The sequence below is a fragment of the Brevibacterium sp. AGC70 genome (assembly GCF_057334195.1).
The window spans coordinates 373,767-400,748 of sequence record NZ_JBHFIH010000014.1; the positions used below are offsets into that span (position 1 = coordinate 373,767).

The window sequence follows — 26,982 nt, forward strand, 5'->3', positions numbered from 1 at the left end:
CCCCCGAGAATCCAGCGATGCTGTGAAGATCAGCGTGAGCGGAACTGCGCGGTGACCGGGCAGTCGAAGGGATCGGCCTGGCCGAGTCCGGCCCGGTTGAGGTACCGGACGATGATGCCGAATGATTCGAAGAGCGTCGTCTCCGTATATTTGATGTCCTTCTGAGCACAGTACTCACGGACCATCGGCTGAACCTTGTGCAGGTTGACGCTGGGCATGCTGGGGAACAGGTGGTGTTCGATCTGGTAGTTCAGTCCACCCATGAGGAAGCCCATCGGACGACCGCCCGAGATATTGCGTGACATCAGTGTCTGACGGCGCAGGAAGTCGATCTTCACGTCCTTGGGAACGATCGGCTGTCCCTTGTGATTGGGAGCGAATGAACCGCCCATGTGCAGTCCGAAGACCATGACCTGCACGATGAAGAAGACACTGCCGATGAGCGGTCCTGCAGCCCAGATGGCGATGATGGGGAATCCGATCATACGGATGGCGAGGAAGATGCCTTCGATCCAGCGGCGCTTGATCGAGGACTGTCCCTTGATGATCGCCTTGATCGAGTTCACGTGCAGCTGCAGGCCCGCCAGGGTCAGCAGAGGAAAGAAGAACCAGCCTTGGTGTGAGGCGAACCATTTCCGCACTCCGGTGAGCCCTTGAGCATCTTCGGGGTCGAAGATCAGAGCACCCGGTGCGATATCGCCGTCGACGCCGGCTTTGTTCGGGTTGGCGTGGTGGAGAGCGTTGTGCTTCTTCAGCCACCAGCCGTAGCTGAGGCCGATGAACAGGTTGCCGATGATGGTGGATACCCACTCGCCGACCTTGCCGTTGGTGAAGATCTGACGGTGCGCCGCATCGTGGGCGACATATGCCGTCTGAGTGAAGAGGATTCCGAAGACGACTGCTGTGGCCATCTGCCACCAGCTTTCGCCGATGAGGAAGAGCATCGCGAAGGCGACGACGTAGGAGAGTCCGAGGAGGACGAAGCGCAGCGTGTTCCAGCCGGGGCGTCGTGCCAGCAGACCGGCCTCTTTGACCTGGGCCATCAGCGCACTGAAGTCGCTGGTGAATTCCTGATTTTCGGTTCCGCGATTGGCTCGCCTCTGCTCGAGCACCTCAGCCCTTGACTCTTTTCCAAGAGTGGGCGTCGACAGCGTCCTATTCACGACATCTACTGGTTCCATATTACTTACCGTACGAGGTGGGTCGTCGCCTTGGCATCACCCCAGAGCACCGTATTTCACCCCCTACCCAGGTAGGGGGTCGTGTCATCAGACCTGGGCGCCAGGCACGATGAGCCCTGATTCATAGGCGGCGATGACCGCTTGAGCGCGGTCTCGGGCGTCGAGTTTGTAGAGAATTCGCGAAACATGGGTCTTGACGGTCTGCACTGCGATGAACAGTGAGGCAGCGATCTCCGTGTTGGTCTCACCACGCGCCACCAGCACTAGGATCTCGCGTTCGCGGTCGGTGAGGTCGGGCAGGGCCGCAGCGTTCGATGTCTGCGGTCCTGCGGCGAAGTGCTCGATGACTCTGCGGGTGACGCTCGGGGCCAGCAGCCCCTCACCCGATGCCACCACCCGCACAGCCTCGGCGAGTTCGCTGGGTGGGGCGTCCTTGAGGAGAAAGCCGCTGGCACCGGCACGGATCGCATCGAAGACATAGTCGTCGATGTCGAAGGTCGTGAGCATGATGATGCGCGTCACGTCTTCGTCGATGGCGCTTGTGTCTTGGGTGCTCAATGCCGACGCCGACGCCTGCGGGGTCGTTGTCTGCCGGACCGCCTGCCGCGATCTGGCCGAGAGGATCTCACGGGTGGCCTCGATGCCGTCGAGCTCCGGCATGCGCACATCCATGAGCACGATGTCCGGCTTCAGCTCGGCGACGAGGCCGACGCATTCGACGCCGTCCTGCGCCTGACCCACCACGTCGATGTCGGGGTGCGCATCCAACAGCGCGGCGAAGCCAGCTCGAACCATTGCCTGATCATCAGCAATCACGATGCGAATCACGCGTTGCTCCTCTCATCACCCTGCGATTGATCTGATGTGTCGTCTGCGTTTAAGTCTGTGTTGTCTGCGTTGAAGTCTGTGTCATCTGCGACGGCGTCTGGGGCTGAGTCCGCGAGTACTTCGCGACCGCCGCCTTCGGGCGAGTCAGCCTCGCCCCGATCACGGTCGCTCGAATCACGCTCACCGGAATCGGGGCGAGGCGAATCGGCCACGGCCAGCGGCAGCACGGCCTCGACTTCGAAACCTCCGCTGCGGGTCCAGCCGGTTCGGAGTTCGCCTCCGACCGAGGCCGCACGTTCTCGCATTCCGATGAGGCCCTGATGACGGTGGACCTCGTTCTTCGCCGCCTCTGACGGGCCCTTCCCAGCAGTGTTGACGACGTTGATCCACAGGGCGGTGCCGCCGCTGTCGACCTTGATGTGAATCTGGGATTCGGTGGCGTGGCGGATGGCGTTGCTCAGCGCTTCCTGGACGATGCGGTATCCGGCCAGCCCGGTACTGTCGCGCAGACTGCGATCCAGCGGTCCCCCGCTGCGTTCCATCGTGACGTTGACTCCAGCCTGCTGTGCCTTCTTGACCAGGCCTTCGACCTCTGAGAACTTCGGCTGAGGTGCAAGCTCCTGGTTCGAATCATCATTGCGCAGAACTCCCAGCAGTCCGCGCATCTCGGTGAGGGCGTTGCGGGCGGAGATGGAGATGTCTTCGAACTCCTTCCCCACGTCTGCGTCGATGTTGGGGTGGCGAAACGGTGCGCTCGAGGCCTGGATGTTGATGATCGACATGCTGTGGGCGACGATGTCGTGCAGTTCACGGGCAATCCGCGTCTTCTCCTCGACCACGACGCGCTTCGAATGCTCCTCGGCGGTATTCTCCTGTTCCTGCAGCAGCTGCGATCGGATCAGATGCCACTGTTGGACGATGACCGCGGCGACATAGAAGCCACCTGCGATGCAGGAGAAGATGACGATGTTGACGATCGATGACTCCGACCTGCTTTCGGGGTACTGAATATGCCCGAAGACGGCAGCCGCCGCTGAGATTGCGATGCTCGCCAGCAGCGCCGCCAAGGCCACCCCCCAGTGGGCACGGAGCCCCACAATGAGGATGATGAGGATCTGGGTGATCATCATCGGCACCATCCATGGCCAGGGAACACCCGAGAGGTACGGGCCGAGCAGCGGAAGGGCACCGCAGGCGACGACGGAGACGATCGCGCCGAAGAGCGGGCGCAGCATCGACAGCGGCATCGACCCCGCGTGGATCACAGTGACGATGAACGCCAGGGCCACAGGAGCTTCATGGACTCCCACCGCGATGGAGGACTCGACGGCGAGCATCACGATGGCAGTGAAGATCACCGCCACCCAAGCCAGCGCCTCAGGGTTGAATCTGCGGTCCGGTGGCAGGAATCTGTCGAACAGCTTGCTGAACAGCACGAATTCCGGTTCTCCTTCTGCGGCCCTGCGCCGATTATTCGGCCCGGCGTCGACCCGAAAGGTCGACTCACCTGGCACACTTCGTCAGTGTGACAGTAGCAAACACGGCTAGGCGTCCCGTGAGAGTTCGGATCCGTCGCGGCCGTGAACCAGAGAACACTGCCAATGACCGGTAAATGGGAAAGCAGAAGCCAGAGACCGCCGAGGTGGTCTCTGGCTTCTGCCAGTCGTCCAGTCCGATCCGGTGTGATCCAGTCCGATGCGGCGTGGTCCAGTCCGATCCGGCGTGGTTCAGCCCAGTCCGATCATGGTCGACCCGGTCCGACCACGACTCTCAGCCGAGTGAGATCTCTATCGGCTCAGCGAAGAGTCCCCCTTCGAAGGTGAGCTTGTCCGGTGAGACATCGGCGGGGACGTCGAAGACGAGAACGCCCTTGGCCGTGTTGCCCGGGTTGATCTCCTCGGCGAAGAGAATGGAGTCACCGTCGGCATAGAGTCCGGCCTCCGAGTCCGCGGAATAGGTGTTCCCGGCTTCGTCGCCGAGCTTGATGTTGTCCTCCCAGAAGAAGTCCGGCGCCGAGGCCGTGTTCTTGACGGACAGGTTGACGGTGACGAACTGGCCTTGGGCCTTTGCGCCCATGTACTCGTCGCCGACTGAGGAGACGCCGTCCTTGACCGAGTTGACGGTGACTTCCCAGTCATCGGCTGCCACCACATCGCCGATTCCGTAGCTGGCAGCGGCGTCTTCTTCGGCCGGTTTATCCGCCGCAGGTTCTTCCTTCGCATTGTCACCGCTCGTCGCCTCATCCTCGGCGACGGCAGCAGAGGATTCGGTATTCTCTGCCGAATCGTCTCCCCCGCCTGAGATGGCACTTCCGATGATGACGACGACCAGGATGAGAACAATCCAGAACCACCAGCGTTTGAGCAGCGGCTTCTTCCGCTTCGGTGGTTTCTGCCCTGAGTTGCCTGGACCATAGGCGCCGGGACCGTAACCACCGGATCCATAGGCGCCCTGGCCATACGCACCTGAATCGTACCCACCGGGTCCGCCGTAGCCGCTGGGTCCTGTGGGTCCCGCGCTCGGATGTCCAGCACCCGGGAAACCGGACGCCTGCGGGTCAGCCATAGGCGTGCCGGCCATCTGCGGGCCAGGCACGCGGTAGGTTGAACCTTGCGCATCGACACCGGGCTGAGGCTGGACATTGGGTCCAGGCTGGGCACCGGGCTGTGCTTGCGGCTGAGCACCGGGCTGCGTGTGTGGGTCGTTGTGAGTGGACATCATGCTCCTTTGATGAAGAGCGCCGTGCTCCGTTGGAAGGCGGTTCTAAGTGGCTGGCGCAATTGAAATAGTGAGGTTCGCGTTGATACTCCTTCAGCATTCCGCCTCGGCGAAGATCGGACATCAACCGATCGGCTCAACCTCGATCATCGATCGGCCAGGCGACGGCAGCCTGATGGCTGACGTCCGGTGTCAGTGTGTGCAGTTACGATTCCTGTTGTGACAGCTCATTCGTTCCCGCCGCCTCATCATGGCTCTTCCGTCCCGCCGAGGCCGGCCCAGCCACCGATGCCTGCTGCCTCCGCGAGGCCACACCCGGGTGCTGCCTCGCACTCGGAACGCAAACGGCGTCTACGGCACGGAGTCCAGTTGGCGGCGAGCATCCTCGTGGGCGTCATCGCCAATGTGACGGGCTTAGTCATTTCGGCGCTGGCGCTGCAGGCTAACCCGTGGGCCTTCGGCAGCAACGGTGAACTCACGAATACGGGAATCGTCGTGGTTTTGCTGCTGAGTCTCGTTTGGCTCAGCGTCTTCGTCCGGCGTCGTTGGCCTCTCGTGCCATTCATCGCCGGAGCTCTCCTCGCCGCGAGTTGGGGCGATGGTCTCCTGCTCCTCATCGGCCTGTTCCACATCGTTATTCGCGGAACCCGAGTGCGGATGATCGTCACCGCCGTCATCGGGTCGGTGCTCGTCATCGCCGGAGTGATCCGTCACTGTCTCCTGCCTCCTGCGCTCAACCCATTCGGTCTCATGATCGTGGGTGATCCTGCGGTGATCACCGACGTCGAAGCTTCTGCCCCACCTGCGGACTCTCTGTTGGCTATGAATCTGCTGACGGTCATCGCCGGCGTCGTCGGACTCGGGGTGAGCATCGGGTTCGGGCTGCTGCTGCGCCGGACTCGCAGAATGAAAGCCGTCGAGACGATCGCCCAGCGTGAAACCGAGCGCAGCGAATCGCTGTCCACGGAACTCGCTCGCCAGTCCGAGCGCAACCTTCTGGCCCGCGAACTTCACGACACCCTCTCCCACCGCTTATCCGTCATCTCCCTGCACTCCGGTGCGCTTGAAGTCGGAACCCAGGATGACGCCGAGGTGGCGACTGTCGCCTCGGCGCTCCGCCGAGAGGCACGTGCATCGTTGGACGATCTGCGCGACCTTGTCGGCGGTGTGCGTGAAGGAACCTTCGGTGGACAGAGCCAGCTGGGGCCGACGTCGACTCCGCCGAGTCTGCCCTCCATGGGCTCCATTCCGCACCTCATCGCCTCGGTTCAGGCGACGGGCACGCAGATTCGTCCGTCAATCATCATGCAGGACCTTGAGAGTGCACCCACGGTGCTTGACCGGGCGGTTTATCGCATCGTGCAGGAGTCCCTGACTAACGCATTGAAGCACTCCCCCGGCACACCTGTGGATCTGAGCCTGAGCGTTTCGGCCAACCAGGGAGCGCGCATCGTCGTAGCGAACGCGCTGCCGACGACCAGGACGAACGAACATCCGGAATCGGACTTATCGACGAGTGGTTCGGGAGCCGGGCTCGAGGGAATCCGCGAAAGAACGCACCTGCTCTCGGGCACGGTCAGCATCGGACCGCGTGAGGGCCTGTTCGTCGTCGATGTGTCCTTCCCGCCTTTCGAACGCCGGCCCCAACGCTGAACAGGCTCGGCGTTTTCCAGGTTCCCCGTTGACCCTTCTCATCGCTGACCAAACTCGGGGCTGACCAAACTCGGGGCTGACGCTCGTCACCGGTGCCAAGGCGCTTTTCTGTGGCACCGTTTCCCTGCCGATGCTGTGCCCACGCGGCTTCGCCACTGTCGTGTCCTAGGCCTCCTGTAGTCTGTTTTCATGCCTCAGACTTCTCCCAGTATCCGCGTCCTCCTCGTCGACGATGACTCGATGGTGCTGACTGGTCTCAGGGCCATACTTCAGGTCGCTGAGGACATTGACACGGTCGGAACTGCCCTCAATGGCGAAGGTGCACTAGAGCAAGCTTCACTTCATTTTCCCGACATCGTGCTCATGGATGTGCGGATGCCGGGAATCGGTGGCATCGAAGCAACACGGCGGTTGACCAACAGCGTGCGACCGCCCAAGGTCATTGCTCTCACCAGCTTCGATTCCGATGATTATCTCTTCGGGGCTCTCGAAGCCGGTGCCAGTGGCTTCCTCCTCAAGGACATCGGTCCTGCGGAGCTTGCCGAGGCCATCAGGAAGGTCCATGCCGGTGAGTCGATTCTGGCACCGCAGGCGACGCTGCGGATCATCAGAACCATCACGGCCAAACAGGATCATCGGACCAAACGCGATGCCGCCACACTCATCTCCACCCTGACAGCGAAGGAACGTGAGATCGCTGTCCTCGTCGCACGAGGGCTGTCGAATCGTGAGATCGCCGAGGCGACTTACTCCAGCGAGGCCACCGTGAAGACTCATCTCAACCGGGTGAACGTCAAACTCGATGCCAGCAACCGGGTCCGTATCGCTGTCCTTGTCGAGCGGTCCGGTTTGACCGCGGGTTCCGGCATCATCTGAACAGGCTCGTCGTTTTCAGGTCTCAAAACCAACACGGATAATACCTCGTGAATTGAACCAGATGGGAATCTGAACCAGGCGGGAATCGAGCCAGGTGGACTGCCCCAGTCTTGCCTGATCCGGTGTGAACTTATCCAGTCCGGACGAATCCAGTCTGCCAGTCCGGACGAATCCAGTCTGCCAGTCCGGACGTATCCAGTCTGCTCGAAATGGCGGCCTGCTCAGAACGGCGGCGGGTCTTTCGCGAGATCGTGTTCCCATTGCACGCGTGCCTCTTGCCAAGCCTTCTTGATGCGCACGTACTCGACCTTGGAAGCACGGTGATCGGCTGTCTTCTTCGCTCTGCGGTAGGGCTGGTTCCTGCGGCGACCTCTCGGCAGACGTTTCATCGTCACCGGGTCCGTCCCCGGCGGTAGGCAGCGCTGGAATACCGCGTTCTGCCAGTCCGACATCCGATCGATCATCAATTGTCGGCGCGTGGCTTTCGCCAGGTCATAGCTCTCCTGCAGGTGTCGCTGATGGTCGGCGATTGCTTGTTCGCGTTGCCTCGCTTCGTCGCGTTCTCGAATCGCCGTCTCTCCGGGCATGAGTTCAAGGACGTACGGCGGTGGAGGAACCTTATCTTTCGGAAATCGCCACCGTCTGGGACGGATACCAGTCAGTGCGTAGAACTCGATGGCTTGAGCTGCGTCGACAGGCTGGTCGGGAGCCGCGACCGTGGTTGTCACGCCATGGGAGAATTCGTATTCGACCAGGCCAGATTCCGGCATCCGCACTGAGTAGTTTCGAGCAGTCTTCACCGCGTGGTGCTTTTTACACAAACAATGCAGGTTGCTGAAGCGAGTGAGTCCGCCCTGGTCAGGATGGTCATGGTCGAATGGAATGACGTGGTCGATCTCCGACTTCTCCGCCCTTCGACTGCACCCCGGTACTGTGCAGATCGCCCATTTTGCGATGAGCGTTCTCCGAACATCGTTCGGAATTCTGTAGGTGGTGGCCTTCGCGTCGATGGGGGTGCCTGTCGCCGGATCCGTCAGTATTCTCGTCAGCGTTTTCGAACGGGCACCGATGCGTCGGGCTGTCTCTGCTGGCACCGGCGAACCGTCAGCGAGAGTTCCCGGAAGCTCTGATTCGCCGGTCAACGTCAGGTACGGGACCGTGACCACGACGGCGGCTTGGTTCGCTATCCACCACTGATCAGTGGGCATGCCGACCGTTACGTCATATTCTGTGATCTCTTCCTGCGGCGGCGGAGCCTGGCAGAAGGCGGTGCCTTTCGGAGTCGACCCTGCGGCATCTTTCGCACAATCGATCAGCCCACTGACTCCTTGGTCGTCGAAATCAAACAGTGGGTTTCCCCTGTCATCAAGAAGCGAGGATTCTGTGGTGCCTTGGATTCCCGTCACCGGGTCGATTCCTCTGACCCTGATGCTCAGCTTCGGCTGTGGCCGGGTCGCAATGTCAAACATGAGATTGCTGATGGTGCGCTCGTCGATCACCTCAACTCCAGGCGCCAGGTTGAACGTGTTGGCCTGTCCCGCATGAATCGCACGCGCCATGGCCTGGATGCGCTGAAAGCTGGCATGCACCTCAGCCGCCGGCCCTGTCAGAGTCATGCATGCCGTTCCATCCTTGAATGTGTCGACATCGACTCTACGTCGACGGGCGGCTGTTTCTGCCCGGTCTTCTGCAGGTTCGAGGAGTTGGATCTTCTTCCTCAGTGCGGTTCGGAAGTACTCGCTCGTCACGTCTGCTCTCCTGACAGAGAGATGTTCGTCCAGTCGGGGCAGGAATCGCATGGCAACCGTTTGGCATAGGTCGGCAGCGGCATCAACATGAGCCTGCGTGAACTCGCCGCCTCGGACCCGGTCGGCGAATCGTGGGAGACCGTGTATCACGGTCATCGCCGCAGTCAGGCGGCGGTAGGTACGCGGAGTCGAGGTTCCGAAGATTGCCGAAATCTCAACGAGGTCCTCGGTGAACACATTGTCGTGGATCCACCGCGAGAAGTCGGTGTCGGGCTCGAAACCAGGGAAGTCCGGAGGTTCAGGAGCTTCTGGCTCGGGGTCAACCGTGGGCGTTCGAACACTCTGCGCGAATTCGGCATCGTAGGCCATCACGGTCGTCGGAGTGTCGACAAGGAGTACGAGCTCGGTGCAGGGCTCGTCGAGCTCGAATTCTTCCGGTGGCCCCGAGTTCCAAGCCAAATCACTGACGGGCATCCGTAGGTTGGCTTCTCTGACTCGTTCCTCTTCCGAAGCTTCTGGGCATCGATCGACTGAGCCGGCAATCGTGGCGAAGGTGTACGGGTCGTCCCCTTCGGGAACGTCGGCTCCGTTGTGCTGGATGACCTGCTCAAGGATGACTCCCGCACTGAGCTCGAATACCTTCAGCTGCGCCCGGTCGTATTCAGCAGATGCACGGCCAAGATTGGTGACGCTCGATTCGCAGCGAACGCTGTAGCGCGGCGACACACTTTCATCCGCACTCGCGCCGGCGCCCTTGCCAGCAGAGTCGGGCTTTTTGCTTCGTTCGCTGCATTGCCGGTCATGTGTTTCGGATGCGCTTTTCATCGTGTATCACCTGCCTCGTACATCTTTGTCGGGAAGAGTGAGTAGAGCACTGACGAATCTAACTGATGCTCATATTCTAGCCTATTCGAATGCTAATTGTACAGATGTCATCTATGACCACTTCCGAAAGTTTCCCGATGCTTTGGAGCCGTCCGGATTGTTTTGTTGGTTGATGATCTCAGCCGGCACTGACATGAAAACGGTCGTGCGGCACTGACAGCTCAACCCATTCACTCACTGAACTTGGACAGATGACCACTGGCAACCTCGGCGAACTGCTGTCGTGAACGCCATGAGAGGCCCAGATACAGAAGGAATGATGCCACGAACGACGGGATCGTTGCGCCCATCGGACTCGGGAATGCATAGGTGAGCAGGTAGGACACAATGGCGCCGACTATCCACACGGCGACTGCTGCCCAATTGACGCCGCGCGTGTAGGAGTAGATACCTCCGGCGTCACTCACGATGTCCCTCGTATAGGTCCGGCGCTTGATGATGTAGTAGTCGACGATGAGGATCGCGAACACGGGAACGAAGAAGGCCCCGATCATCGTGAGGAAGTCGGTGTACTGGTCGAGTAGGGCCAACCAGGTCGATCCGAGAATCGAGACGATTCCGAGCACCAATGCCACCGGCAGGAACTTCAGCTTCGTCCGCCTCTGCGCGCCGACGACCGAGTTGACCATCCCATAGACCACCATCGTGTTCGTCGCCATCACGGACAGGAAGATGACGATCGCCAACGCCCACCCGAATTCCGCGGCCAGCACGGTCGGGTCGAAGGGAGCCGCGTCTGCACCGTCGAGGAGGATGTAGCTGTAGGCGGTGAGACCGAGGACCATAGCAAGCACCGTGGAGGCGATATAGCCGAGGCCTGAGCCGATGATCCCCGACTTCTGACTCTTGGCCAGGCGGTTGAGGTCACCAGAGAGCACAGTCCACGAGATCGCAGTCGAGATGACGATGTCGAGAGCGAGCACAGAGGTGAATTCCAGACTGGGATCGGCCTGGATCGCAGTGTATTCGCTCGGCGAGTGCCCGTTGAAGGCGATGACGAAGACGTAGGCCATGACCAACAGAATGAGCAGCGCGAACCAAGGTTCGGCCTTCTCAATGCCCTCATGCCCGAGGATGGCAAGCCCGACGACCAGGGCCTGGCACAGCACGGAGAAGAGGATCGGGTTGGAGAATCCGGTTGTCTGCGCGACGACGAAGTTGACGCTGATGCCCGCGAGCATGGCTTGGACCCAACTCCAGCCCATGAGGATGACGACGTTGGCTGCGACAGGCAGATAGCTGCCTTTGGGTCCGAATGCTCCCCTGGTGATCGCCATGGTGGCCAGGCCGGTGCGAGTGCCGATGTTCCCGATCAGAGTGAGCACGATTGTGCCGATGATCGTGCCTGCGATGATGACGATGACGGCGGTGACGTAGTCGATGCCCGGGACGAAGAGTGTGCCGGTGAGCATGGTTGTCACGACGAGGTTGGCGGCCAACCAGATCAAGAACATTCGTCTGGTGCCCAAGTGCCCGCGGATGACTCCCGAGTCGTCGCTTCCAGATTCCAAGCGCGATTCGAGGCTGCGGTACCAGTTCACTGGGCGATCACCTCGGCGACGTTCGGCTCTGCATCAGCGGAGGCATCCGCAGGCACAGCGTCGGGGACAGTCGACAGGTGTTCGTGGATCGCCAGGAGTCTACCGTCGCCGAGGTGGCGGAAGATGATGCTCTCACGTTCCCGATACGATTCCTCGCCTTCCCTCGTCATCACCGTCGTATCGACGGTGTGAGAGAAGATCGCTCCGCCCGGGAAAGTCTGCACAAGCCTGGCTGAGGAGACGCAGTCGGCGACTGACCATCCGTCGGCTATCCACAAGTTCCAAGCCTCCTCGTACTCCGCACGTGAATCCAAGCGGCTGTTCTCGGGGTGGAAGATGAATGTGGCGTCGGGGGCAAAGGCTGCGAAGTAAGCCTTCGCATCAGTCGTCGTATAGGCGGCGACGATGGCGTCGGCGGCGCGAAGCACCTCGGCGTGGCTGGGTTCATTCACATCGTTGGGCATGACGATCGTCAACTTTCTTTGTCGCAGTTCTCGCGGCCGGTCGCAAGCAGAGCTGATGGGCCGAGTGAAACTCTAGTGATTTGGTGACCCACCACACTGTACGCAGTGGAGTGATTTTGGAGTTGCTTGTCCACTGCGGACTGCACCACCGACCACCCAGAGCGGCGCACTCCACGTCCAAGCTGCTGCCTGCATTGCGAGATAGCGCTGTCAGCAATTGAGATTTCGCTTAGGTTGAAGAGCGTGTGACGTGCGGCTGCATCCGCAGCTCCCGCCGCAACCGTGCGTCGATGATCGTCATAGTGAAGATGAAGGAGACACTGCTTCCATGAGTGCGGAACTGATCTGCGTGATCGTCCTCGGCCTGATGTTCGTCATCGGCACATGGCGTGACATCAACATGGGCCTGCTGGGCTTCGTCGCAGCGGCAGGAGTCGGCGGACTCGTCCTCCACCAGGCCCCAGAGGAGTTCCTCGCCGGCTTCCCCGTCGACCTGTTCCTCACCCTTGTGGGACTGACCTATCTGTTCGGCTTCGCCCAGAACAATGGCGTCATCGAAGTCATCGTCAACTGGTGCGTCAAGCTCGTCGGCGGTCGGACAGCGCTCATGCCGTGGATCTTCTTCGCCCTCACCGCGATCCTCATCTCCTTGGGTGCTCTCTTCGCCGTGGCCATCATCGCGCCGCTGGCGTTGTCGTTCGCACGCAAACATCGGATCAACCAGTTCATGGTCGGCCTCCTCGTCGTCCACGGTGCACTGGCTGGGGCCTTCTCCCCCATCAGCGTCTACGGCATCTTCATCAACGACTACCTGGCCAAGAACGGCCTGACTCCGACACCGTTGTCCTTGTTCTTGGCACCGCTGATCTTCAACCTGATCTTCGCTCTCGTCGTCTACTTCGTCCTTCACCGGCGACCCGGATTGCGCGCCGAGGCGGACGATGCCCTATCCGCCGAGACCGAGCGTCCCAGCACCATCAGATTGACTCGGAGCCAGGTGCCGACCTTGATCGGACTCATCGCGATGGCTCTGTCCGTGCTGATCTTCAGCTGGGACGTCGGGATCGTGACGATCACAATCGCCGTCGTTCTCACCTTCATCAACCCGGCAGCGGGTAAGGCCGCGATGACCAAGGTGTCATGGTCGGTCGTCATTCTCATCACCGGAGTCCTCACCTACATCGCCGTGCTCCAGGCCGCGGGCACCGTCGAATGGGTCTCGGCCGGGATCTCGGCCATCGGCATCCCACTGCTGGCTGCCCTGCTGCTCTTCTACATGTCGGGCCTCATCTCTGCACTGGCGTCATCGTTGGCGATCATCGGCGTCGTCATCGCCCTGGCCGTGCCGTTCCTCGAATCAGGTGACGTGCATGTGGGAGGCTTCGTCGCCGCGCTGGCGATCGCGGCAACCATCGTCGACATCAGTCCGTTCTCGACCAATGGTGCGATGCTGTTGGCCAATGTGCACACTAAGATCCGTGATCGCTACTACAAGCAGATGATCGGCTACGCCGGCCTCATGTGCCTCATCGGTCCCGGATTGGCCTGGGTAGTCGCAGCGGTGCCGACGGTTCTCACGAGGTGAGTGCTGACCGGTCAAGGTTGATGACCGTGTGAAAGCCCTGGCCCGGCGTCCGTTCGTCTCGTCCAGGCCCCTCAGCTCACCAGGGTTGAGTTCCTCAGTGCAACAATGCAGTATGAACGATCCGCTTTGGCACGAACTCCTCGAGCGAGTGCGACAGGACACCCCGCAGCTTCTCAACGACTTCATCGCCGAACTTGCTCAGCTTGAGGGCTACGCCCACGGTCGCGTTCCCGTCTCCGATCTCACCGGAACCGCTGAGCAGGTCTTCGACCTCTTCCTCCGGCGGCTGTCCACCGCTGAACATATGGCCGACGAATCGTCCTTTCCAGATGCTCTGGGACGACGACGTGCCAGACAGGGCCTGCGAGTCGATCAGTTCACTGAGGCTGTGCGCATCAACTTTCGGGTGCTGTGGCGTGCACTTCATCGGGCCGCGCAGCCAGATCTCACCGGTGTGCTCATGGACTACGGGGAACGCGTTCTCGATGTTGTCGAACGTTATGCGACAGAAGTGCAGCGGTCCTTCCTCAACGAGACGGGGGAAATGGCGCGTTCGCGCAGAACCGCCCGCGAACGCGCCCTGACAAAACTGTTCTCCGGTCACGCCGACGATGACGACGTCAGTGCCATCGCCACGGTTCTCGGCATGAGAGACGACGGTGAATTCGAACTCATGGCAATTCCCACCAACGTCATCACCGATGGTCTGGAGCAGAGCTTCTCGACCCTCGAGGCACATTCGTACGAAGACGAACAGATGACCTATGTGTTCCGTCATCGGCGCACGCTGATCAGCTTGGTCGACGAACTGCCCGAGCTCGCAGGCGGATACATCTCGAAAGTCGAGGGATTGAGCCAGATGTCACGGGCAGCGGCACTGGCCAAACACCTCGGCGAGCTTCATCCTGGTCGCCCTGCAGTCAATTTGAAGGAAGGATTCGCTGCCATCGCCCGCACCGCGATGGAGACCCTCATCAGCGGCTTCGAGCATGAACTTCTCGGTGACTTTGTCAGCTCGGTGGGCGAAAAGCCCAATGAGAGGTTGAAACGTCTGGCCACAACCATCGCCGCCTACTTGGAAAACGGTTCGGTTCAGGAGGCGGCGGATTCGCTCTATGTCCATAGGAACACCGTGTTCAAACGTCTGCAGTCCTTCCACGACATCACCGGTTTGGACGTGACCATTCCCCGTGATGCGGCGATCGCGCTGATCCTGACGCAGGACACGCAGCGGTACTGACCGACGCTGACCGGCACAGAGGTTCAAATGCACACCGCTGTGCTCAAAGCCGAGACATTCATCCAATGACCCTTTATCTGCGGTCCCCTAGTCTCGAATCAGCACCGCACACCTCGACGACACCCCACACCTCAACGAGCTGCACTCGAAGGAGAGCCAATGATCACCAACGACGCAAAACAACGGATCCTCGCGGCGGTCGACGCCCGATTCGACCAACAGTTGGCGGCGACCGCCGAGCTGGTGAATTCGCCGTCCAGACGTGAGCATGAGGAGCCCGCACAGGATCTCATCGAGTCCCGACTGCAGAACCTCGGCCTCGACATCGACCGATGGATCATCGACTCCCCCGAGCTGGAGGCCCATCCCGGCTTCGGTCCCTCCACCGTCGACTACACGGGGATGACCAATATCGTCGGCACGTACCAGCCTGCCCAGGACAGCGGGAAGTCCCTGATCCTCAACGGCCACATCGATGTCGTGCCACAGGGTCCAGACGACAGATGGTCGCGCTCACCCTGGGACGCCGAAGTGGTCGACGGGTGGATGTACGGCCGCGGTGCCGGTGACATGAAGGCAGGGCTGATCGCCAATCTGTACGCATTCGACGCCATCCGTCAGGCCGGTTTCGACCTCACCGGCCGCGTCCACCTCCAGTCCGTCGTCGAAGAGGAATGCACCGGAAACGGCTCTTTGGCGGCACTGCTGCGCGGATACACCGCAGACGCGGTCATCATCTCCGAGCCAGAGGAAGATGCCCTGGTCAGAGCCAATGTGGGGGTTCTGTGGTTCACAGTACGAGTCAGCGGCAACCCCACACATCCACGCGAGATGGCCAATGGCTTCAACGCCATCGATGCCGCATTCGACGTGATGCAGGCTCTGCGCGTTCTCGAACAGACATGGAATGACAGGAAGGGTGAGCACCCGTATTTCGAGGACCTCGATCACCCGATCAACTTCAACTTCGGTGAGATCCGCGGCGGCGACTGGCCCTCGAGCGTGCCGGCCTGGTGCGAACTCCAGGTCCGCGTCGCCACCTACCCCGGAACCAACGCCGATGAGGCCTGGGCCGAAGTCGAGAAATGCGTGTCCGATGCCGGAGCCGGAAGGTCACCGGACGGCGGCTCCTCAGCTCGCCCGACCTTTGAAACGGTCCTGACTCCGAACGGCTTCTACGCCGACGGCTACGTCCTCGAGCCCGGCAGTGATGCCGAAGAGCTCCTCGAACGCACCCACCGTGAGACCTTCGACGCCGAGCTCACCAGCTTCACCACTCCCGGCTATCTCGACGGTCGAGTCTTCGTCAACTACGGACAGATGCCGACCTTGGTCTATGGTCCAGTCTCGGAGAACATCCACGGATTCGACGAGCGTGTGAGCATCGAGTCGGTGCGCAAGTGCACGAAATCCATGGCGCTCTTCATCGCCGAGTGGTGCGGGATCGTCGAATAGGTGAAGCGGGATCGACGCATAGGCCGGCTCCTTGAATCAGGAAACCGCACTGGTTGATTCAGGAGACCACACTGGCGGGCTTCACATGCTCCCGTCGGTCTGGAAGTTTCCGTGCCAGGATAGGGCCTCACCCAGCAGGTGTGGAGTGTGGCGTCCGTTCGGGTTCTCTGCGATCGCCCGATCCAGATAGTCGCCGAGGCGGTCCCGGTAGCTCGGGTGCGCGCAGTTGGCGATGATCGTGCGTGCTCGCGCCACCGGGGAGAGCCCTCGCAGATCGGCCAGGCCCTGCTCGGTAACGAGGATCTGGGTGTCGTGTTCCGTGTGGTCGATGTGGCTGGCGAAGGGCACGATCGAGGAGATCGCTCCGTCTTTTGCCAAGGAGTTCGACACGAAGAAGTTGAGGTAGGCATTGCGAGCGAAGTCGCCGGACCCGCCGATGCCGTTGATGATGGACGAACCCATCACGTGGGTGGAGTTCACGTTGCCGTAGATGTCGGCTTCGACCATCCCGTTGATCGCAATGACGCCGAGGCGGCGGATGGCTTCCGGATGATTCGACATCTCTTGCGTGCGCAGGAGGATGCGTCCCTTATAGGACTCGATGTTCTCGTTGAAGTCAGCGGCGCGCTCGGCTGAGAGCGAGAAGGCTGTGGCCGAGACAGAGGCGAGCTTGCCGTTGTCGATGAGGTCGAGCATCCCGTCTTGGATGACCTCGGTGTAGGCGCTCAGGCCCTCGAATTCGCTGTCGGCCAGGTTGCCCATGACGGCGTTTGCGACGTTGCCGACGCCCGACTGCAGCGGCAGCAGCTCCTCCGGCAGCCTGTCGGCCCTGATCTCGTGGCGGAGGAAGTCCACGAGGTGGGAGGCAATGGCCTTCGAATCTTCGTCGGCGGGCTTGAACGGCAGGTTCCGATCGGGTGCGTTCGTCTCAACGACGGCAACGACCTTGGACGGGTCCACGCGCAGGTATGGGTTGCCGATGCGCTGCATGGGCTCGAGGAGCTGGATGGGCAGGCGCTCGGGCGGGCGGCGGGTTCCGTAGTAGACGTCGTGGAAGCCTTCGTAGGCGCGCGGGTGCCAGGAGTTGACTTCGAGGATGACCTTGTCGGCCAGGTCGAGCCATGTCTTCGAATTGCCCACCGAGCTGCCGGGAATCAGCAGACCGTTGGGTAGGATCGCAGCGACTTCGACGACGGCGACGTCGAGGTTTCCGTAGAAGCCGAACCAGGCCTGCTGGGCCGAGTGGCTGAGGTGTGTGTCGACGTATTCCGTGTCGCCGACGTTGATCGAGTTCCGCATTGCCGGGTCGGACTGGAAGGGCAGTCGTTTGCTCACGGCTCCCGCCTCGGCGAGGACTCCGTCAAGTTCGGGTGCGGTCGAGGCGCCGGTCCACAGCTCGATGCCGAAGTCACAACCGGCATCGTGCTCAGTGCGAGCCTGCGCTGCAATGGCACCCGGCACCGACTTCGGGTATCCCGAACCGGTGAATCCACTCATGGCGACGCGGTCGCCGTGACCGATGTGAACAGCCGCTGCCTCTGCGGTGACGACCTTCGAACTCAGGTCAGGGCACGTAATTCTCGACATTCACATGAGTTTATCGGACGCAGTTTCCGTCTTTGACTCCGCCTGCTTCGAGACGAAGAACCGTGCACTCGCCGAGGTGGGAGCAGAGACACCGCGGCCATCACCGCCAGTCGACTAGCGCCCCAGCCCTGTCAAGAACTCCCCCGCCCCAATCGCAATCTTCGCCTCGGCCTCCACGCCGACGGCGAGCATGTCCTCGTCGACGTCGAAGCGTTCGGTGTGGTGGCCCCAGGAGGTGTCCATGCCGATCTGGACGTAGGTCGCCAGGCCGCCGCGTTCCTTGACTCGCTTCATCATCGCCGTTGCGTCCTCGGATCCGCCCAGTCCGCCGGTGTCGCTGATCTCGGCGACTCCATCGACACCCTCGAAACAGGTCCGGATATAGGGCAGCAGTTCCGGACTCGGTGATTCCTGGTCCGCCTTGCCGACGACAGTCGACTCGACGTCGACGTCGTACATCCTCGCGGCACCAGCAATGACGTCCTGCGCCCGCTCGAACATGAATTCGTTGATCTCGCTCGACTGGCCGCGCGTCTCGACCCTGAGCGTCGCTGCCCTGGGCACGACATTGCGGCCCTCACCAGCATGGAAGGTGCCGACGTTGATGCGACTGGCCCCAGCCGAGTGCCGGGGTATCGCATGCAGATTCAAGGTCGCCGAGGCGGCTGCGAGAAGCGCGTTCCTGCCTCTCTCGGGGTCTCCCCCGGCGTGTGAACCGACGCCGGTGAAGGTGACGTCGAGCTTCGTGCTCGCCAGGTACCCATCGGACCCGGTGAGCACATTGCCCTTCTCATCATCGGACTTCAGGTGGGTGGCGACGAACAGATCGACATCGTCGAACCATCCCGCGGCCACGATCGAATGAGCGCCACGCACCCCCTCCTCGGCGGGTTGGAAGATGATCTTCACCCTCCCGGACAGCTCGTCCTTAAGCTGGGACAATCTCGTGGCCAACCCCAGTCCGATGGCGGCATGGCCGTCATGACCGCACCCGTGCATGGCACCCTCGTTGGCCGAGGCGAATCCTTCGGCGAAGGGCCGATGGGTCTCATCGGCCAGTTCCACCAGATCGTTGGAGTCGATGTCGAAGCGGAAGCACACGACCGGCCCGGGCCGTCCGGTCTCCAGCATGCCGAGGACACCGGTGAATCCGTCACCCATCGCCTCGACGAGCTCCGGGTCCGCGCCCTGCGACACCGCGCGATCGCGTTCACCCGCGAGCACCTCGGCGTCGGGCACCCCCAGCCGAGAATCGGCGTCGTGGAGTTCGGGACCGTACACCGTGTCCCATCCCAAGTCACGCAACACAGCGATGATCGCCGAGGTGGTCCGGAACTCCGTCCATCCCGGTTCCGCGTACTTGTGAAAGTCTCGTCGCCAAGCTTTCAGCTGGGTCGTCAGTGCCGGCGTCAACGTCATAGTGGGGTCCTTGGATCGGTGGCTGAAACTCCTCCATTCGAATGGTAGTCCTCCTCAAATGAGAAGGGTGCTGACGGCTCCTCAGTGAGATGAGCTGCGGGTTTACCCTGCAGGACCGCCACCCCGGGGATGTGACCGGCATGACTATCGGCTTCCAGTGCTGCCGCCACCGCAGCACGGGACCTGCGCACTGTCGTCAGTGCGAGGCTTGGCACCGGAATGAAGACTATGACGGCCAGGAGCAGCACCAGGGTGAAGATCATAATCGCGTCGATGAGTGAGGTGCCGATGGCGATCGCACCGACGACGATCGCAGGCAAGCCCGCTCCCGTGTAGAACGCGAGATAGAGAGCCGCAGTGATTCCAGCGCGTTGACGCGAAGGGGTGAGCATGTCGATCTCCCGGTTTGCTCCCCAATAGCTCAAACCGTGCCCGGTACCTGTGGCGACGGCAGCGGTTGTCATGAGGACAAGTGCCGTGGTGGCTCCCAGACTCGGCAGGTTGGAACTGAGCAGTAAGGCAGCTCCGAGCCCCAAGAGCGTCAGGCCGATGGTCTGCGCGGCCCGTGGCTGGAGTTTCGGAGCCAGGAGCTGACTGGCAGCGGAGATGACGAGCACGGTGCCCACGATGAGTCCCGACGTCAGCGTGCTCGGCTCGGGCAGGGTCGCCTCGGTCATCGAAGGCAGCAGAGCGAGGAAGAGCCCGAGCGCAGCCCAGCCGAGCAGCCCGGTGACCGCGGCTATGTAGAAGCTCGAGCGCATCGGTCCCGGCACCGACGGCCAGGTCGGCCGCCAGCGCTGCCGGGTCATGGGGCTGTGGAAACGCAGGGTGGTCACGAGCAGACCGGTGACGATGAGGAGAGCAAGCATCACCGAGAAAGGAGCCACCAACAACGTGGCTCCTGACGTGGACCCGGCGGTCAGCTCAGATACGACGCCGGCGATGATAGGTCCCGCTCCTGTACCGAGCACGAAAGACATGGTGGCTGCGGTCGACCCCAGCCATGCGCGGCGGGCAGGTGAAGCTTCGACCATGAGTGCGATGCCGGCGCCCGTTCCCAGTCCCAATCCGACACCGGTAAGTACACGTCCGGCGAAGAGTCCGCTCACCCCGATCGTATCGATGGTGAACAGCGCAGTGCCGACGCTGACGCTTCCGATTGCTGCGAGCAGCACCGGTCTGCGACCGAAGGCATCGGCGGCTGAACCGAACAGGAGCAGGGCGGGCAGGCAGCTGACGACGTAGGTCGCATACAGCGCGGTCATCGTCCAATCCGTCATGGCGTAGGCCAGTTTGAAGTGAGGATACAGCGGGCTGGCGAGGTTAGCTGCGGCAGACAATGCGAAAAGCACAGCGGCACCGATCCACAACTGTCGCCTCGACCCTCTGATGCGAGCGTATTCGGGCAATCAGGAACCTCCTTCTGAACGTGGTGCCTATCGAGCAGCAGAGTCCAGAGCTGCCCTCGGGTGTCATTGGAACGCCACGATCGAAAACGGACCCTGAGCGGGTGTGCATCATTGGGATCAGCACATTCGTTCGGGCCTTGATGGCGTCCTAAGTCCAGGGTGCGGTGCATGAAGTAGTGTTGTCTATCGTAAGAAAGTACAAGATACCGTTCGAAGGAATCGAATGATTGACAATCGGCTCATGATGTTGAGCATGATCGCCAGGCACGGCACGGTCACCGCCGCCGCTGAATCATTGCGTTACTCGCCTTCGACCGTCTCTCACCAGGTCAAGCAGTTGGCAACGGAACTGGGTGTCACTCTCCTTGAGCAGCGCGGTCGCAACATTCGACTGACACCTGCGGCACACTCGTTGCTCGGGCACTTCGACGTCATGGCTGCCGAATGGGAGCGGGCTCTGGCGGACATCGACGCCTATGTTACGACCGTCACCGGATCAATCACTCTCTGCGCGTTCTCCACCGCGGCGAGCATCCTGCTGCCACAGACCATGCGTGCTCTCAATGCAGAGTTCCCACACCTCGCCACGCAGACCATCGAAGCCGAACCAAGCGAGTGCTACGACCTTCTGCTCTCAGGAGAAGTCGACCTGGGTATCGTAGCCGTGACGACCAAGACGCCGACGGGAGCCGACGATCGCTTCACACAGAAGTTCCTCGCCGATGATCCTCTCGATCTCATGGTCCCTCTCGACCATCACCTGGCCAATCATGCATCGGTCTCGATCGCCGACGCCAAGGAAGAGACGTGGATACTCGGCCGACCGGGCACGACCTACCATCAGCTGGTCGTGGCCAACTGCGCCAGCGCCGGCTTCACTCCCCGAATCGGCCATTACGCCAACGACTGGAACACCGGCACTGCCCTCGTTCACGACGGATTCGGCGTCTGCGTCGCCTCTCGCCTCTCCCGGTCTCAGGATCTCCATCCCGTTCGACGCATCCCTCTTTCCGGTGAACACGCACCCACTCGCCATATCGCCGCGGTCACTCGTGCAGGAGCCGAGAGCCGACCCACGATTCGCTTCGCCCTCGAACTCCTGACTTCGGAGACACAGAGAGTCATGACCCAACTCGGCAGAGACCTCGGCTAGGAACTCTGCGCGACGGTCAGACGCTCACAGGAAAGGCCGCATGGGCCGCAACGCGAACTCGACGACCTGGGCCAGCGGGTGCCGGTCCAGCCAGTCGCGGCCCAACACTCTGCTGTGCTCGGCGTCGCTGAGGAAGGTCTTCTCCACCTCGGCGGCAAAGTCGGGATCAATGACTTCGACATTGGTCTCATAGTTGAACGACAGTGAGAGACGGTCGATGTTCGCGGTGCCGATCGTCGACCATTTCCCGTCGACCGTGGCGATCTTCGAGTGGATCATGGCCGCGTCGTAGAGCAGAACTGTGACCTCGGAGCGCAACATCTCTTCGAAGAATCCTCGTGAGAGATAGTCGCCGAGGATGTGGTTTGATTCCCGGGGCACCATGACCCGCACATCGACTCCACGGGCGGCCGCGTCGATCAGTACCTTGAGCAGCTGCTGATCGGGGATGAAGTACGGTGTCGTCAACCAGATCCGGTCCTGCGCGCGCTCGAAGGCGTTGATGTACATCGAGCGGATCGGGTAGACGAGCTGGATCGGCAGGTTGGCTGAGACCCGAAGCTTCGACTCCCATGCGGTCGGTGCGACCCATTCGATCTGCTCATCGGAGTCATGGAATTCGTTCCACATCTGCGCGATGGACTGGCGCAGCCCCCAGGTACCGGGTCCGGCAGCCTTGAGGTGGGTGTCCCTCCAGTGACGGGCGTAGAGCGAACCGATGTTGAAGCCGCCGACGAAGGCGACGTCATTGTCGATGACGAGGATCTTGGAGTGGTTGAACCCGGATTGACGCACCGGCCCCTTCCAGAGCTTCCTGGCCACCGGCAGCCGCAGAACCTTGATCGACTCGTCGAGCTGGTCGTAGAAGGACCGGGGAATGGTCAAATTGGCGAAGCCGTCGTAGATCAGGTGGATGTCGACGCCGCGCTTGGCTGCTGCGTTGAAAGCGTCGATGAACTTCTGGCCCACCTCGTCGTTCTTCCAGATGAAGGTCTCCATCTGAATCGACTCCGTCGCGGACCCGATCTCATCGAGCATGTCATCGTAGAGCGTCGATCCGTCGGTGTAGATGCTCAGCCGCGAGTCCTCGACGTCGGCGTGGAAGGTGCCTGGTCGTGGTGCCTTACGCTGTTTTCGGCCGCGTTTCTGGACCAGGTCGATGGCCATCGATGCACCCACGGTGAGGGGGACTGCGCACGCGACACCGGCGGCAGCCCAGGGGGCGATGGTGCGCAGACGTTGTATTCCCTGACGAAGGTTGCGAGGAGTAGATCCCATAACCGTGCAGTCTAACTGCTCCCAATTCTGGGCAACGTTAACCTCATACCCAAGAATGAGGGCTATCGTCGGCACCAGGTGCCCGGATACGGCACGTCGTTGCACTGTTCTAGGAGGAACGAATCATGGCTCAATCAGTCAAGGTACCCCAGCCAGCCGGAACGAAAACCACCAAGGCCGAGAACGCGGAACATGGCTTCACCGCCTCCCCCGCTCTGGCCGAGAATATGCAGTCCGTCCTCGTCGACTTCATTGCCCTGCAGCTGGTCGCCAAGCAGGCTCATTGGAATATCGTGGGCCCCAACTTCCGCGACCTGCACCTCAACCTCGATGAGGTTGTGGACATCGCCCGCACAGGTTCGGACAGCATTGCCGAGCGGATGCGAGCCCTGCATGCCACCGCCGACGGTCGCCCCAGCGTTGTTGCCGAGCAGTCGTCGCTGCCGGAATTCCCGGCCGGAGAGATCACGACTCATGACGCCATCGACCTCAGCGTGCGCGCCGTCGAAGCCACGGTCGCGACCATGCGCAAGGTCCACGACGAAGTCGATGAGGCCGACCCGACCACGGCAGACATCTTCCATGAGTTCATCTCACAGCTGGAGCAGCAGGCATGGTTCCTCAGCGCGGAGACCCGCTCTCCGTCGAACTGACATGACGGACCGTCACCCGTGACGGTCCGCAGACTGACAACCACCGGTGATCACGTCGCAGGCAGACCTGATCACCGGTGGTTCTTCTACGCTGTCAGCACCGTGCAAGGTCCGTACAAATCCGGCACCGCCGCCGAGGTGGCTCTCCGTCAGCGGAGGTCGATGTCCTGGCCGCGGTCCCCGGTTGGACGGGGACCGAATATCCGCCGATCCGCCTCGGCGATGGTGACATCATTGATGCTTGCCTCGCGACGGGACATGAGACCATCACCGGTGAATTCCCACAGTTCGTTGCCGTAGCTGCGCCACCACTGGCCGGTCGTGTCATGCCATTCGTACTGAAAGCGCACGGCAATCCGATCTTCACTGAACGACCACAGACTCTTGCGCAGTGCGTAGTCGAGTTCGCGTTCCCACTTCTTGGTGAGGAAGTCGACGATCTCCGTGCGACCGGAGAGGAACTGATCGCGATTTCGCCACACCGAATCCGGTGTGTACGCCAGCGAGACCTTCTGGGGGTCACGGGTATTCCACGCATCCTCGGCGCCCTGCACCTTCTGTGCGGCGGTTTCGGCGGTGAAAGGTGGGAAAGGCGGGCGAGCCTCTGACATGACGGTTCCTCTCTGAGTCAATGACGTCGGGTGTCACCAGCCACTGTAGCCCCGCACCTGCCCCGGTGCTGGACGTTGCGGATGACTCCGTGACACGTATGCCGACAACGCACCGCGGGGCCCCAACCCTGAAGTGGGTTGAGGCGCCGCGGTGGTGTCTCGGCAGGTCAGGATAGGTCTAGGAACCTGCTGGGAGTCGGAAGCTCTCTCAGTGCCGCGGAGTGTCCGGGTCCTCGAAAGTCCTCTTCTCGGTGGGCCGAGGATCGTAGCTGCGGTCATTGAGACGAGGATCGTTCTCAGCGGCACGCGGATCGCCCTCGGGAGCCCGAGGAGCACGACCATCCGCAGTTGGTCGGTTGCGGCCGCCCATACGGTAATCGTCCTCGACCGGCTGGTCGTCGTCCGCCACCGGACGGCCATCGTCGACAGGTCGATCGCCGAGACGATCGCCCGGTTCGCGGCCTGTACCGTTGTCGGCAAAGCGCGGATCCTGTCCGGCCGGCGCCTGACGCTGGTCAGCGACCCGAGGGTCGTGGGCAGCCGGAGGCTGCTGACCCTGGGACTGCTGTCCCTGTGGCTGCTGACCCTGATCAGCGAAGCGAGGGTCGTGGGCAGCCGGAGGCTGTTGGCCCTGTGGCTGCTGTCCCTGATCAGCGAAGCGAGGATCATTGGGAGCTGGCGACTGGTCGGCAACTGGTCGTTGCTGACCCTGTGGTGGCTGACCCTGATCAGCAAAACGAGGATCGTTGGCGACCGGCGGCTCCTGAGCCTGACGCTGGTCAGCGACCCGTGGGTCGTTGGCAGCTGGCGGCTGCTGGCCTGCGTCCTGCCCCTGGTCAGCGACATGAGGATCGCCTGCAACGGGCGGCTGCTGAGTCCGTGGTGCCTGAGCCTGGTCAGCGACACGAGGATCGTGACCCGCGTGATGCTGCTCATCGGCAACGGGACGGCCGTCGCCAACAGGGCGACCGTCATCAACGGGGCGTCCCTCATGGTGACGATCATCGGCAACCGGACGACCATCAGCGACTGGACGGCCATCGGCTACGCGGCGCTCATCGGGAACAGGGCGACCGTCTGCAACGGGGCGACCGTCATCGACGGGACGCTGATCGGCAGCACGAGGATCGTGGCCCGCATGACGCTCGTCCGCAATCGGACGACCATCGGCAGCCGGTTGACCGTCATGGTGGCGCTCATCGGCCACAGGCCGACCATCCTGGTGACGGTCATCGGCCACAGGCCGACCATCCTGGTGACGGTCATCGGCGACCGGACGGTCGTCATTGTGACGGTCATGACCGGCCACTGCACCGGCCCCCGCACCAGCGGCGGCACCGGCTCCAGCAGCTGCACCGGGAGCGGCGTTCTTGTTGCCGTGCGTGTCGACGTCGGGATCGAGCTCATCGGCGCGCTTAAGTTGGCGTTCCTGTTCGAGACGCTTCTCCTGGGCAAGACGATCACGTTCAGCGGCGTCAGCGTCCAGCTTCTCGGCTTCAGCCTGCTTGCGCTTAGCCTCTGCGGCCTGAACCTCGGCGTCGGCATCGGCCTTCTTGGCCTCTGCCTTACGCTGTTCGGCGTCCGCTTCCCGAGCATGAACTTCATGCTCGGACTCAGCTGTCTCCTGACGGATCCGGGCGGCCTCCTTGCGCTGGTGTTCGCGCTTCTTAGCTGCGGCCTTACGGCTGACCGCGATGATGATGCCGACGACAATCAAAATAACGACGATCGCAACGACTATCCAGATAATGGTAGTTGTACTCATGCGCTCTCTCCTTGCTGCCTATTCGGTTCTCATTGATCATGTGGATCCGATCAACAGGATGATTTCATATTTGCACGGCAATTCACCCCTGACAAGGGCATTCAGAATCCCGTTCAGGGTGTGTCGGTCGAATCAAAGTGGCAAAACGGCTTGTCCAACCTACTTTCCCGTCTACTATTGGCGGCATGCGTGAGACTCAATCTGATGCTGCCGCCTCAAATCGGTCGACCGTCACAGCGGCGATCTGCTGGATCTTCGCCGGCGTGGTCTATCTCTTCGCCGAAGCTGTCACCGCCGCCGCGTTCAACCACTATTCGTATTCGTTCAACTACATCAGCGACCTCGGCGTGCCAGATATCGAAATGCTGGGCAATAGGCCCATTGACTCGCCCCTTCACCTGGTCATCAACGTCGCCTTCGTCATCCAGGGGCTTCTGTTCGCGACCGCGGCGCTGTACGCAGCACGCAGCCTGAAGCTTCCCCTGCGGCCAGGGACCATCAGTTTCGCATGCCTCCACGCCCTGGGAATGGTGATGATTGCGGTCGTCAACGGCGGTCAGCACAACAACGACCTCGGTCTCGGCTGGGTTCACCTCCTCGGCGCGTTCTTCGCCTTCTTCGGCGGACACCTGACGGCGATCTGCATGGGCGCTTCCCTGCTTCTCACCCGCCGCAGCCGCCGCGTTGGAGTCTTCAGCGTCATGATCGGGGCCATCGGGATTCTCGGCATCGTCATGCTCCAGGTCGACGTCCGCGCCCTGCCGGGGACGCTTCTTCCAGACGGCACCTGGGAGCGCATCGGCATGTACGCGATCGTGGCGTGGGAGATGTTCATCGGTGCTGTTCTGCTCGGCCGTCAGCACAGACAATCGATCCCAACAGGTTCCCCGGTCGGAGCACTGGGCTGAGCCGTATTCGGCATAGTCTCTCTGC

22 protein-coding genes are annotated in these 26,982 nt (G+C 61.6%); 9 read left to right on the top strand and 13 right to left on the bottom strand.

The window, feature by feature from the left end; all coding sequences use genetic code 11:
- Window positions 1-29: 29 nt before the first annotated feature.
- The 4 genes from ACE03M_RS11905 to ACE03M_RS11920 form a co-directional block, all read right to left on the bottom strand.
- On the bottom strand, window positions 30-1,181 hold the full coding sequence (locus ACE03M_RS11905) for a fatty acid desaturase family protein (RefSeq protein ID WP_260847975.1): 1,152 nt from the start codon (window positions 1,179-1,181) through the stop codon (window positions 30-32).
- Between the two features lie 87 nt (window positions 1,182-1,268).
- Window positions 1,269-2,009 (bottom strand): response regulator transcription factor, encoded by a 741-nt coding sequence (locus ACE03M_RS11910; protein WP_143921180.1) that lies wholly within the window; start codon window positions 2,007-2,009, stop codon window positions 1,269-1,271.
- The gene (locus ACE03M_RS11915; protein ID WP_485934097.1) at window positions 2,006-3,445 is read right to left on the bottom strand and encodes a sensor histidine kinase; all 1,440 of its coding nucleotides are present in this window, start codon (window positions 3,443-3,445) and stop codon (window positions 2,006-2,008) included. The genes ACE03M_RS11910 and ACE03M_RS11915 overlap by 4 nt, the downstream gene beginning before the upstream one ends.
- A gap of 334 nt (window positions 3,446-3,779) precedes the next feature.
- On the bottom strand, window positions 3,780-4,727 hold the full coding sequence (locus ACE03M_RS11920) for a DUF4352 domain-containing protein (RefSeq protein ID WP_485934098.1): 948 nt from the start codon (window positions 4,725-4,727) through the stop codon (window positions 3,780-3,782).
- 369 nt (window positions 4,728-5,096) lie between these two features.
- On the opposite strand from ACE03M_RS11920, the gene ACE03M_RS11925 reads away from it, so the two are divergent.
- Both ACE03M_RS11925 and ACE03M_RS11930 read left to right on the top strand, forming a co-directional pair.
- Entirely contained in the window at window positions 5,097-6,380 is a 1,284-nt protein-coding gene (locus ACE03M_RS11925) for a sensor histidine kinase (RefSeq protein WP_485934099.1), read from the top strand.
- Window positions 6,381-6,569: 189 nt separating this feature from the next.
- The gene (locus tag ACE03M_RS11930) at window positions 6,570-7,256 is read left to right on the top strand and encodes a response regulator transcription factor (RefSeq protein ID WP_143921178.1); all 687 of its coding nucleotides are present in this window, start codon (window positions 6,570-6,572) and stop codon (window positions 7,254-7,256) included.
- Window positions 7,257-7,477: 221 nt separating this feature from the next.
- Here the strand turns inward: ACE03M_RS11930 and ACE03M_RS11935 are convergent, their stop codons facing one another.
- From ACE03M_RS11935 to ACE03M_RS11945, 3 genes are all read right to left on the bottom strand, one after another.
- Window positions 7,478-9,730: an HNH endonuclease signature motif containing protein gene (locus ACE03M_RS11935; RefSeq protein ID WP_485934100.1), complete on the bottom strand. Its 2,253-nt coding sequence runs from the start codon at window positions 9,728-9,730 to the stop codon at window positions 7,478-7,480.
- A gap of 329 nt (window positions 9,731-10,059) precedes the next feature.
- Window positions 10,060-11,430 carry a purine-cytosine permease family protein gene (locus ACE03M_RS11940; protein ID WP_485934101.1) on the bottom strand — a complete coding sequence of 457 codons (1,371 nt, stop codon included), beginning with the start codon at window positions 11,428-11,430 and terminating at the stop codon, window positions 10,060-10,062.
- Window positions 11,427-11,894: a YybH family protein gene (locus tag ACE03M_RS11945; protein WP_485934102.1), complete on the bottom strand. Its 468-nt coding sequence runs from the start codon at window positions 11,892-11,894 to the stop codon at window positions 11,427-11,429. Before ACE03M_RS11945 ends, ACE03M_RS11940 begins: the two co-directional genes overlap by 4 nt.
- A gap of 328 nt (window positions 11,895-12,222) precedes the next feature.
- On the opposite strand from ACE03M_RS11945, the gene ACE03M_RS11950 reads away from it, so the two are divergent.
- The 3 genes from ACE03M_RS11950 to ACE03M_RS11960 all read left to right on the top strand — a co-directional run bounded on the left by ACE03M_RS11950 (window position 12,223) and on the right by ACE03M_RS11960 (window position 16,174).
- On the top strand, window positions 12,223-13,479 hold the full coding sequence (locus tag ACE03M_RS11950) for an SLC13 family permease (protein ID WP_485934103.1): 1,257 nt from the start codon (window positions 12,223-12,225) through the stop codon (window positions 13,477-13,479).
- 112 nt (window positions 13,480-13,591) lie between these two features.
- Entirely contained in the window at window positions 13,592-14,719 is a 1,128-nt protein-coding gene (locus ACE03M_RS11955; RefSeq protein WP_485934104.1) for an RsbRD N-terminal domain-containing protein, read from the top strand.
- 159 nt (window positions 14,720-14,878) lie between these two features.
- Entirely contained in the window at window positions 14,879-16,174 is a 1,296-nt protein-coding gene (locus tag ACE03M_RS11960; RefSeq protein ID WP_485934105.1) for an ArgE/DapE family deacylase, read from the top strand.
- A gap of 81 nt (window positions 16,175-16,255) precedes the next feature.
- Here the strand turns inward: ACE03M_RS11960 and scpC are convergent, their stop codons facing one another.
- The 3 genes from scpC to ACE03M_RS11975 all read right to left on the bottom strand — a co-directional run bounded on the left by scpC (window position 16,256) and on the right by ACE03M_RS11975 (window position 20,589).
- On the bottom strand, window positions 16,256-17,761 hold the full coding sequence (scpC, locus tag ACE03M_RS11965) for a succinyl-CoA:acetate CoA-transferase ScpC (RefSeq protein ID WP_485934106.1): 1,506 nt from the start codon (window positions 17,759-17,761) through the stop codon (window positions 16,256-16,258).
- A 114-nt stretch (window positions 17,762-17,875) separates the two neighbouring features.
- Window positions 17,876-19,180 carry an amidohydrolase gene (locus tag ACE03M_RS11970; protein WP_485934107.1) on the bottom strand — a complete coding sequence of 435 codons (1,305 nt, stop codon included), beginning with the start codon at window positions 19,178-19,180 and terminating at the stop codon, window positions 17,876-17,878.
- Window positions 19,177-20,589 carry an MFS transporter gene (locus ACE03M_RS11975; protein ID WP_485934108.1) on the bottom strand — a complete coding sequence of 471 codons (1,413 nt, stop codon included), beginning with the start codon at window positions 20,587-20,589 and terminating at the stop codon, window positions 19,177-19,179. Before ACE03M_RS11975 ends, ACE03M_RS11970 begins: the two co-directional genes overlap by 4 nt.
- 223 nt (window positions 20,590-20,812) lie before the next feature.
- Between ACE03M_RS11975 and ACE03M_RS11980 the strand changes: the two genes are divergently transcribed.
- Window positions 20,813-21,742, top strand: a complete 930-nt coding sequence (locus tag ACE03M_RS11980; RefSeq protein WP_485934109.1) for a LysR family transcriptional regulator — start codon at window positions 20,813-20,815, stop codon at window positions 21,740-21,742.
- A gap of 24 nt (window positions 21,743-21,766) precedes the next feature.
- Here the strand turns inward: ACE03M_RS11980 and ACE03M_RS11985 are convergent, their stop codons facing one another.
- A complete protein-coding gene (locus tag ACE03M_RS11985; protein WP_485934110.1) occupies window positions 21,767-23,020 on the bottom strand; it encodes a phospholipase D-like domain-containing protein in 1,254 nt (417 codons plus the stop codon).
- A 125-nt stretch (window positions 23,021-23,145) separates the two neighbouring features.
- Between ACE03M_RS11985 and ACE03M_RS11990 the strand changes: the two genes are divergently transcribed.
- Window positions 23,146-23,673, top strand: coding sequence for a Dps family protein (locus ACE03M_RS11990; RefSeq protein ID WP_485934111.1), 528 nt, complete (start codon window positions 23,146-23,148; stop codon window positions 23,671-23,673).
- Window positions 23,674-23,822: 149 nt separating this feature from the next.
- Here ACE03M_RS11990 and ACE03M_RS11995 read toward each other — a convergent pair whose 3' ends face one another.
- Both ACE03M_RS11995 and ACE03M_RS12000 read right to left on the bottom strand, forming a co-directional pair.
- Window positions 23,823-24,284 carry a nuclear transport factor 2 family protein gene (locus ACE03M_RS11995; protein ID WP_485934112.1) on the bottom strand — a complete coding sequence of 154 codons (462 nt, stop codon included), beginning with the start codon at window positions 24,282-24,284 and terminating at the stop codon, window positions 23,823-23,825.
- 208 nt (window positions 24,285-24,492) lie between these two features.
- On the bottom strand, window positions 24,493-24,693 hold the full coding sequence (locus tag ACE03M_RS12000; protein ID WP_485934113.1) for a hypothetical protein: 201 nt from the start codon (window positions 24,691-24,693) through the stop codon (window positions 24,493-24,495).
- 216 nt (window positions 24,694-24,909) lie between these two features.
- Here ACE03M_RS12000 and ACE03M_RS12005 point away from each other — a divergent pair, with 216 nt between their 5' ends.
- Window positions 24,910-26,085, top strand: coding sequence for a hypothetical protein (locus ACE03M_RS12005; RefSeq protein WP_485934114.1), 1,176 nt, complete (start codon window positions 24,910-24,912; stop codon window positions 26,083-26,085).
- Window positions 26,086-26,234: 149 nt separating this feature from the next.
- A complete protein-coding gene (locus tag ACE03M_RS12010; RefSeq protein WP_485934115.1) occupies window positions 26,235-26,957 on the top strand; it encodes a DUF998 domain-containing protein in 723 nt (240 codons plus the stop codon).
- Window positions 26,958-26,982 lie beyond the last annotated feature (25 nt).

Excerpts from the sequence above, each read along its gene's own strand:
- ACE03M_RS11995 (WP_485934112.1), bottom strand. The coding sequence starts at position 24,284 with ATGTCAGAGGCTCGCCCGCCTTTCCCACCTTTCACCGCCGAAACCGCC.
- ACE03M_RS11960 (WP_485934105.1), top strand. The coding sequence starts at position 14,879 with ATGATCACCAACGACGCAAAACAACGGATCCTCGCGGCGGTCGACGCC.
- ACE03M_RS11985 (WP_485934110.1), bottom strand. The coding sequence starts at position 23,020 with ATGGGATCTACTCCTCGCAACCTTCGTCAGGGAATACAACGTCTGCGC.
- ACE03M_RS11970 (WP_485934107.1), bottom strand. The coding sequence starts at position 19,180 with ATGACGTTGACGCCGGCACTGACGACCCAGCTGAAAGCTTGGCGACGA.
- ACE03M_RS12010 (WP_485934115.1), top strand. The coding sequence starts at position 26,235 with ATGCGTGAGACTCAATCTGATGCTGCCGCCTCAAATCGGTCGACCGTC.
- ACE03M_RS11990 (WP_485934111.1), top strand. The coding sequence starts at position 23,146 with ATGGCTCAATCAGTCAAGGTACCCCAGCCAGCCGGAACGAAAACCACC.
- ACE03M_RS11920 (WP_485934098.1), bottom strand. The coding sequence starts at position 4,727 with ATGTCCACTCACAACGACCCACACACGCAGCCCGGTGCTCAGCCGCAA.
- ACE03M_RS11945 (WP_485934102.1), bottom strand. The coding sequence starts at position 11,894 with ATGCCCAACGATGTGAATGAACCCAGCCACGCCGAGGTGCTTCGCGCC.
- scpC (WP_485934106.1), bottom strand. The coding sequence starts at position 17,761 with ATGTCGAGAATTACGTGCCCTGACCTGAGTTCGAAGGTCGTCACCGCA.
- ACE03M_RS11905 (WP_260847975.1), bottom strand. The coding sequence starts at position 1,181 with ATGGAACCAGTAGATGTCGTGAATAGGACGCTGTCGACGCCCACTCTT.
- ACE03M_RS11950 (WP_485934103.1), top strand. The coding sequence starts at position 12,223 with ATGAGTGCGGAACTGATCTGCGTGATCGTCCTCGGCCTGATGTTCGTC.
- ACE03M_RS11955 (WP_485934104.1), top strand. The coding sequence starts at position 13,592 with ATGAACGATCCGCTTTGGCACGAACTCCTCGAGCGAGTGCGACAGGAC.
- ACE03M_RS11930 (WP_143921178.1), top strand. The coding sequence starts at position 6,570 with ATGCCTCAGACTTCTCCCAGTATCCGCGTCCTCCTCGTCGACGATGAC.
- ACE03M_RS11980 (WP_485934109.1), top strand. The coding sequence starts at position 20,813 with ATGATTGACAATCGGCTCATGATGTTGAGCATGATCGCCAGGCACGGC.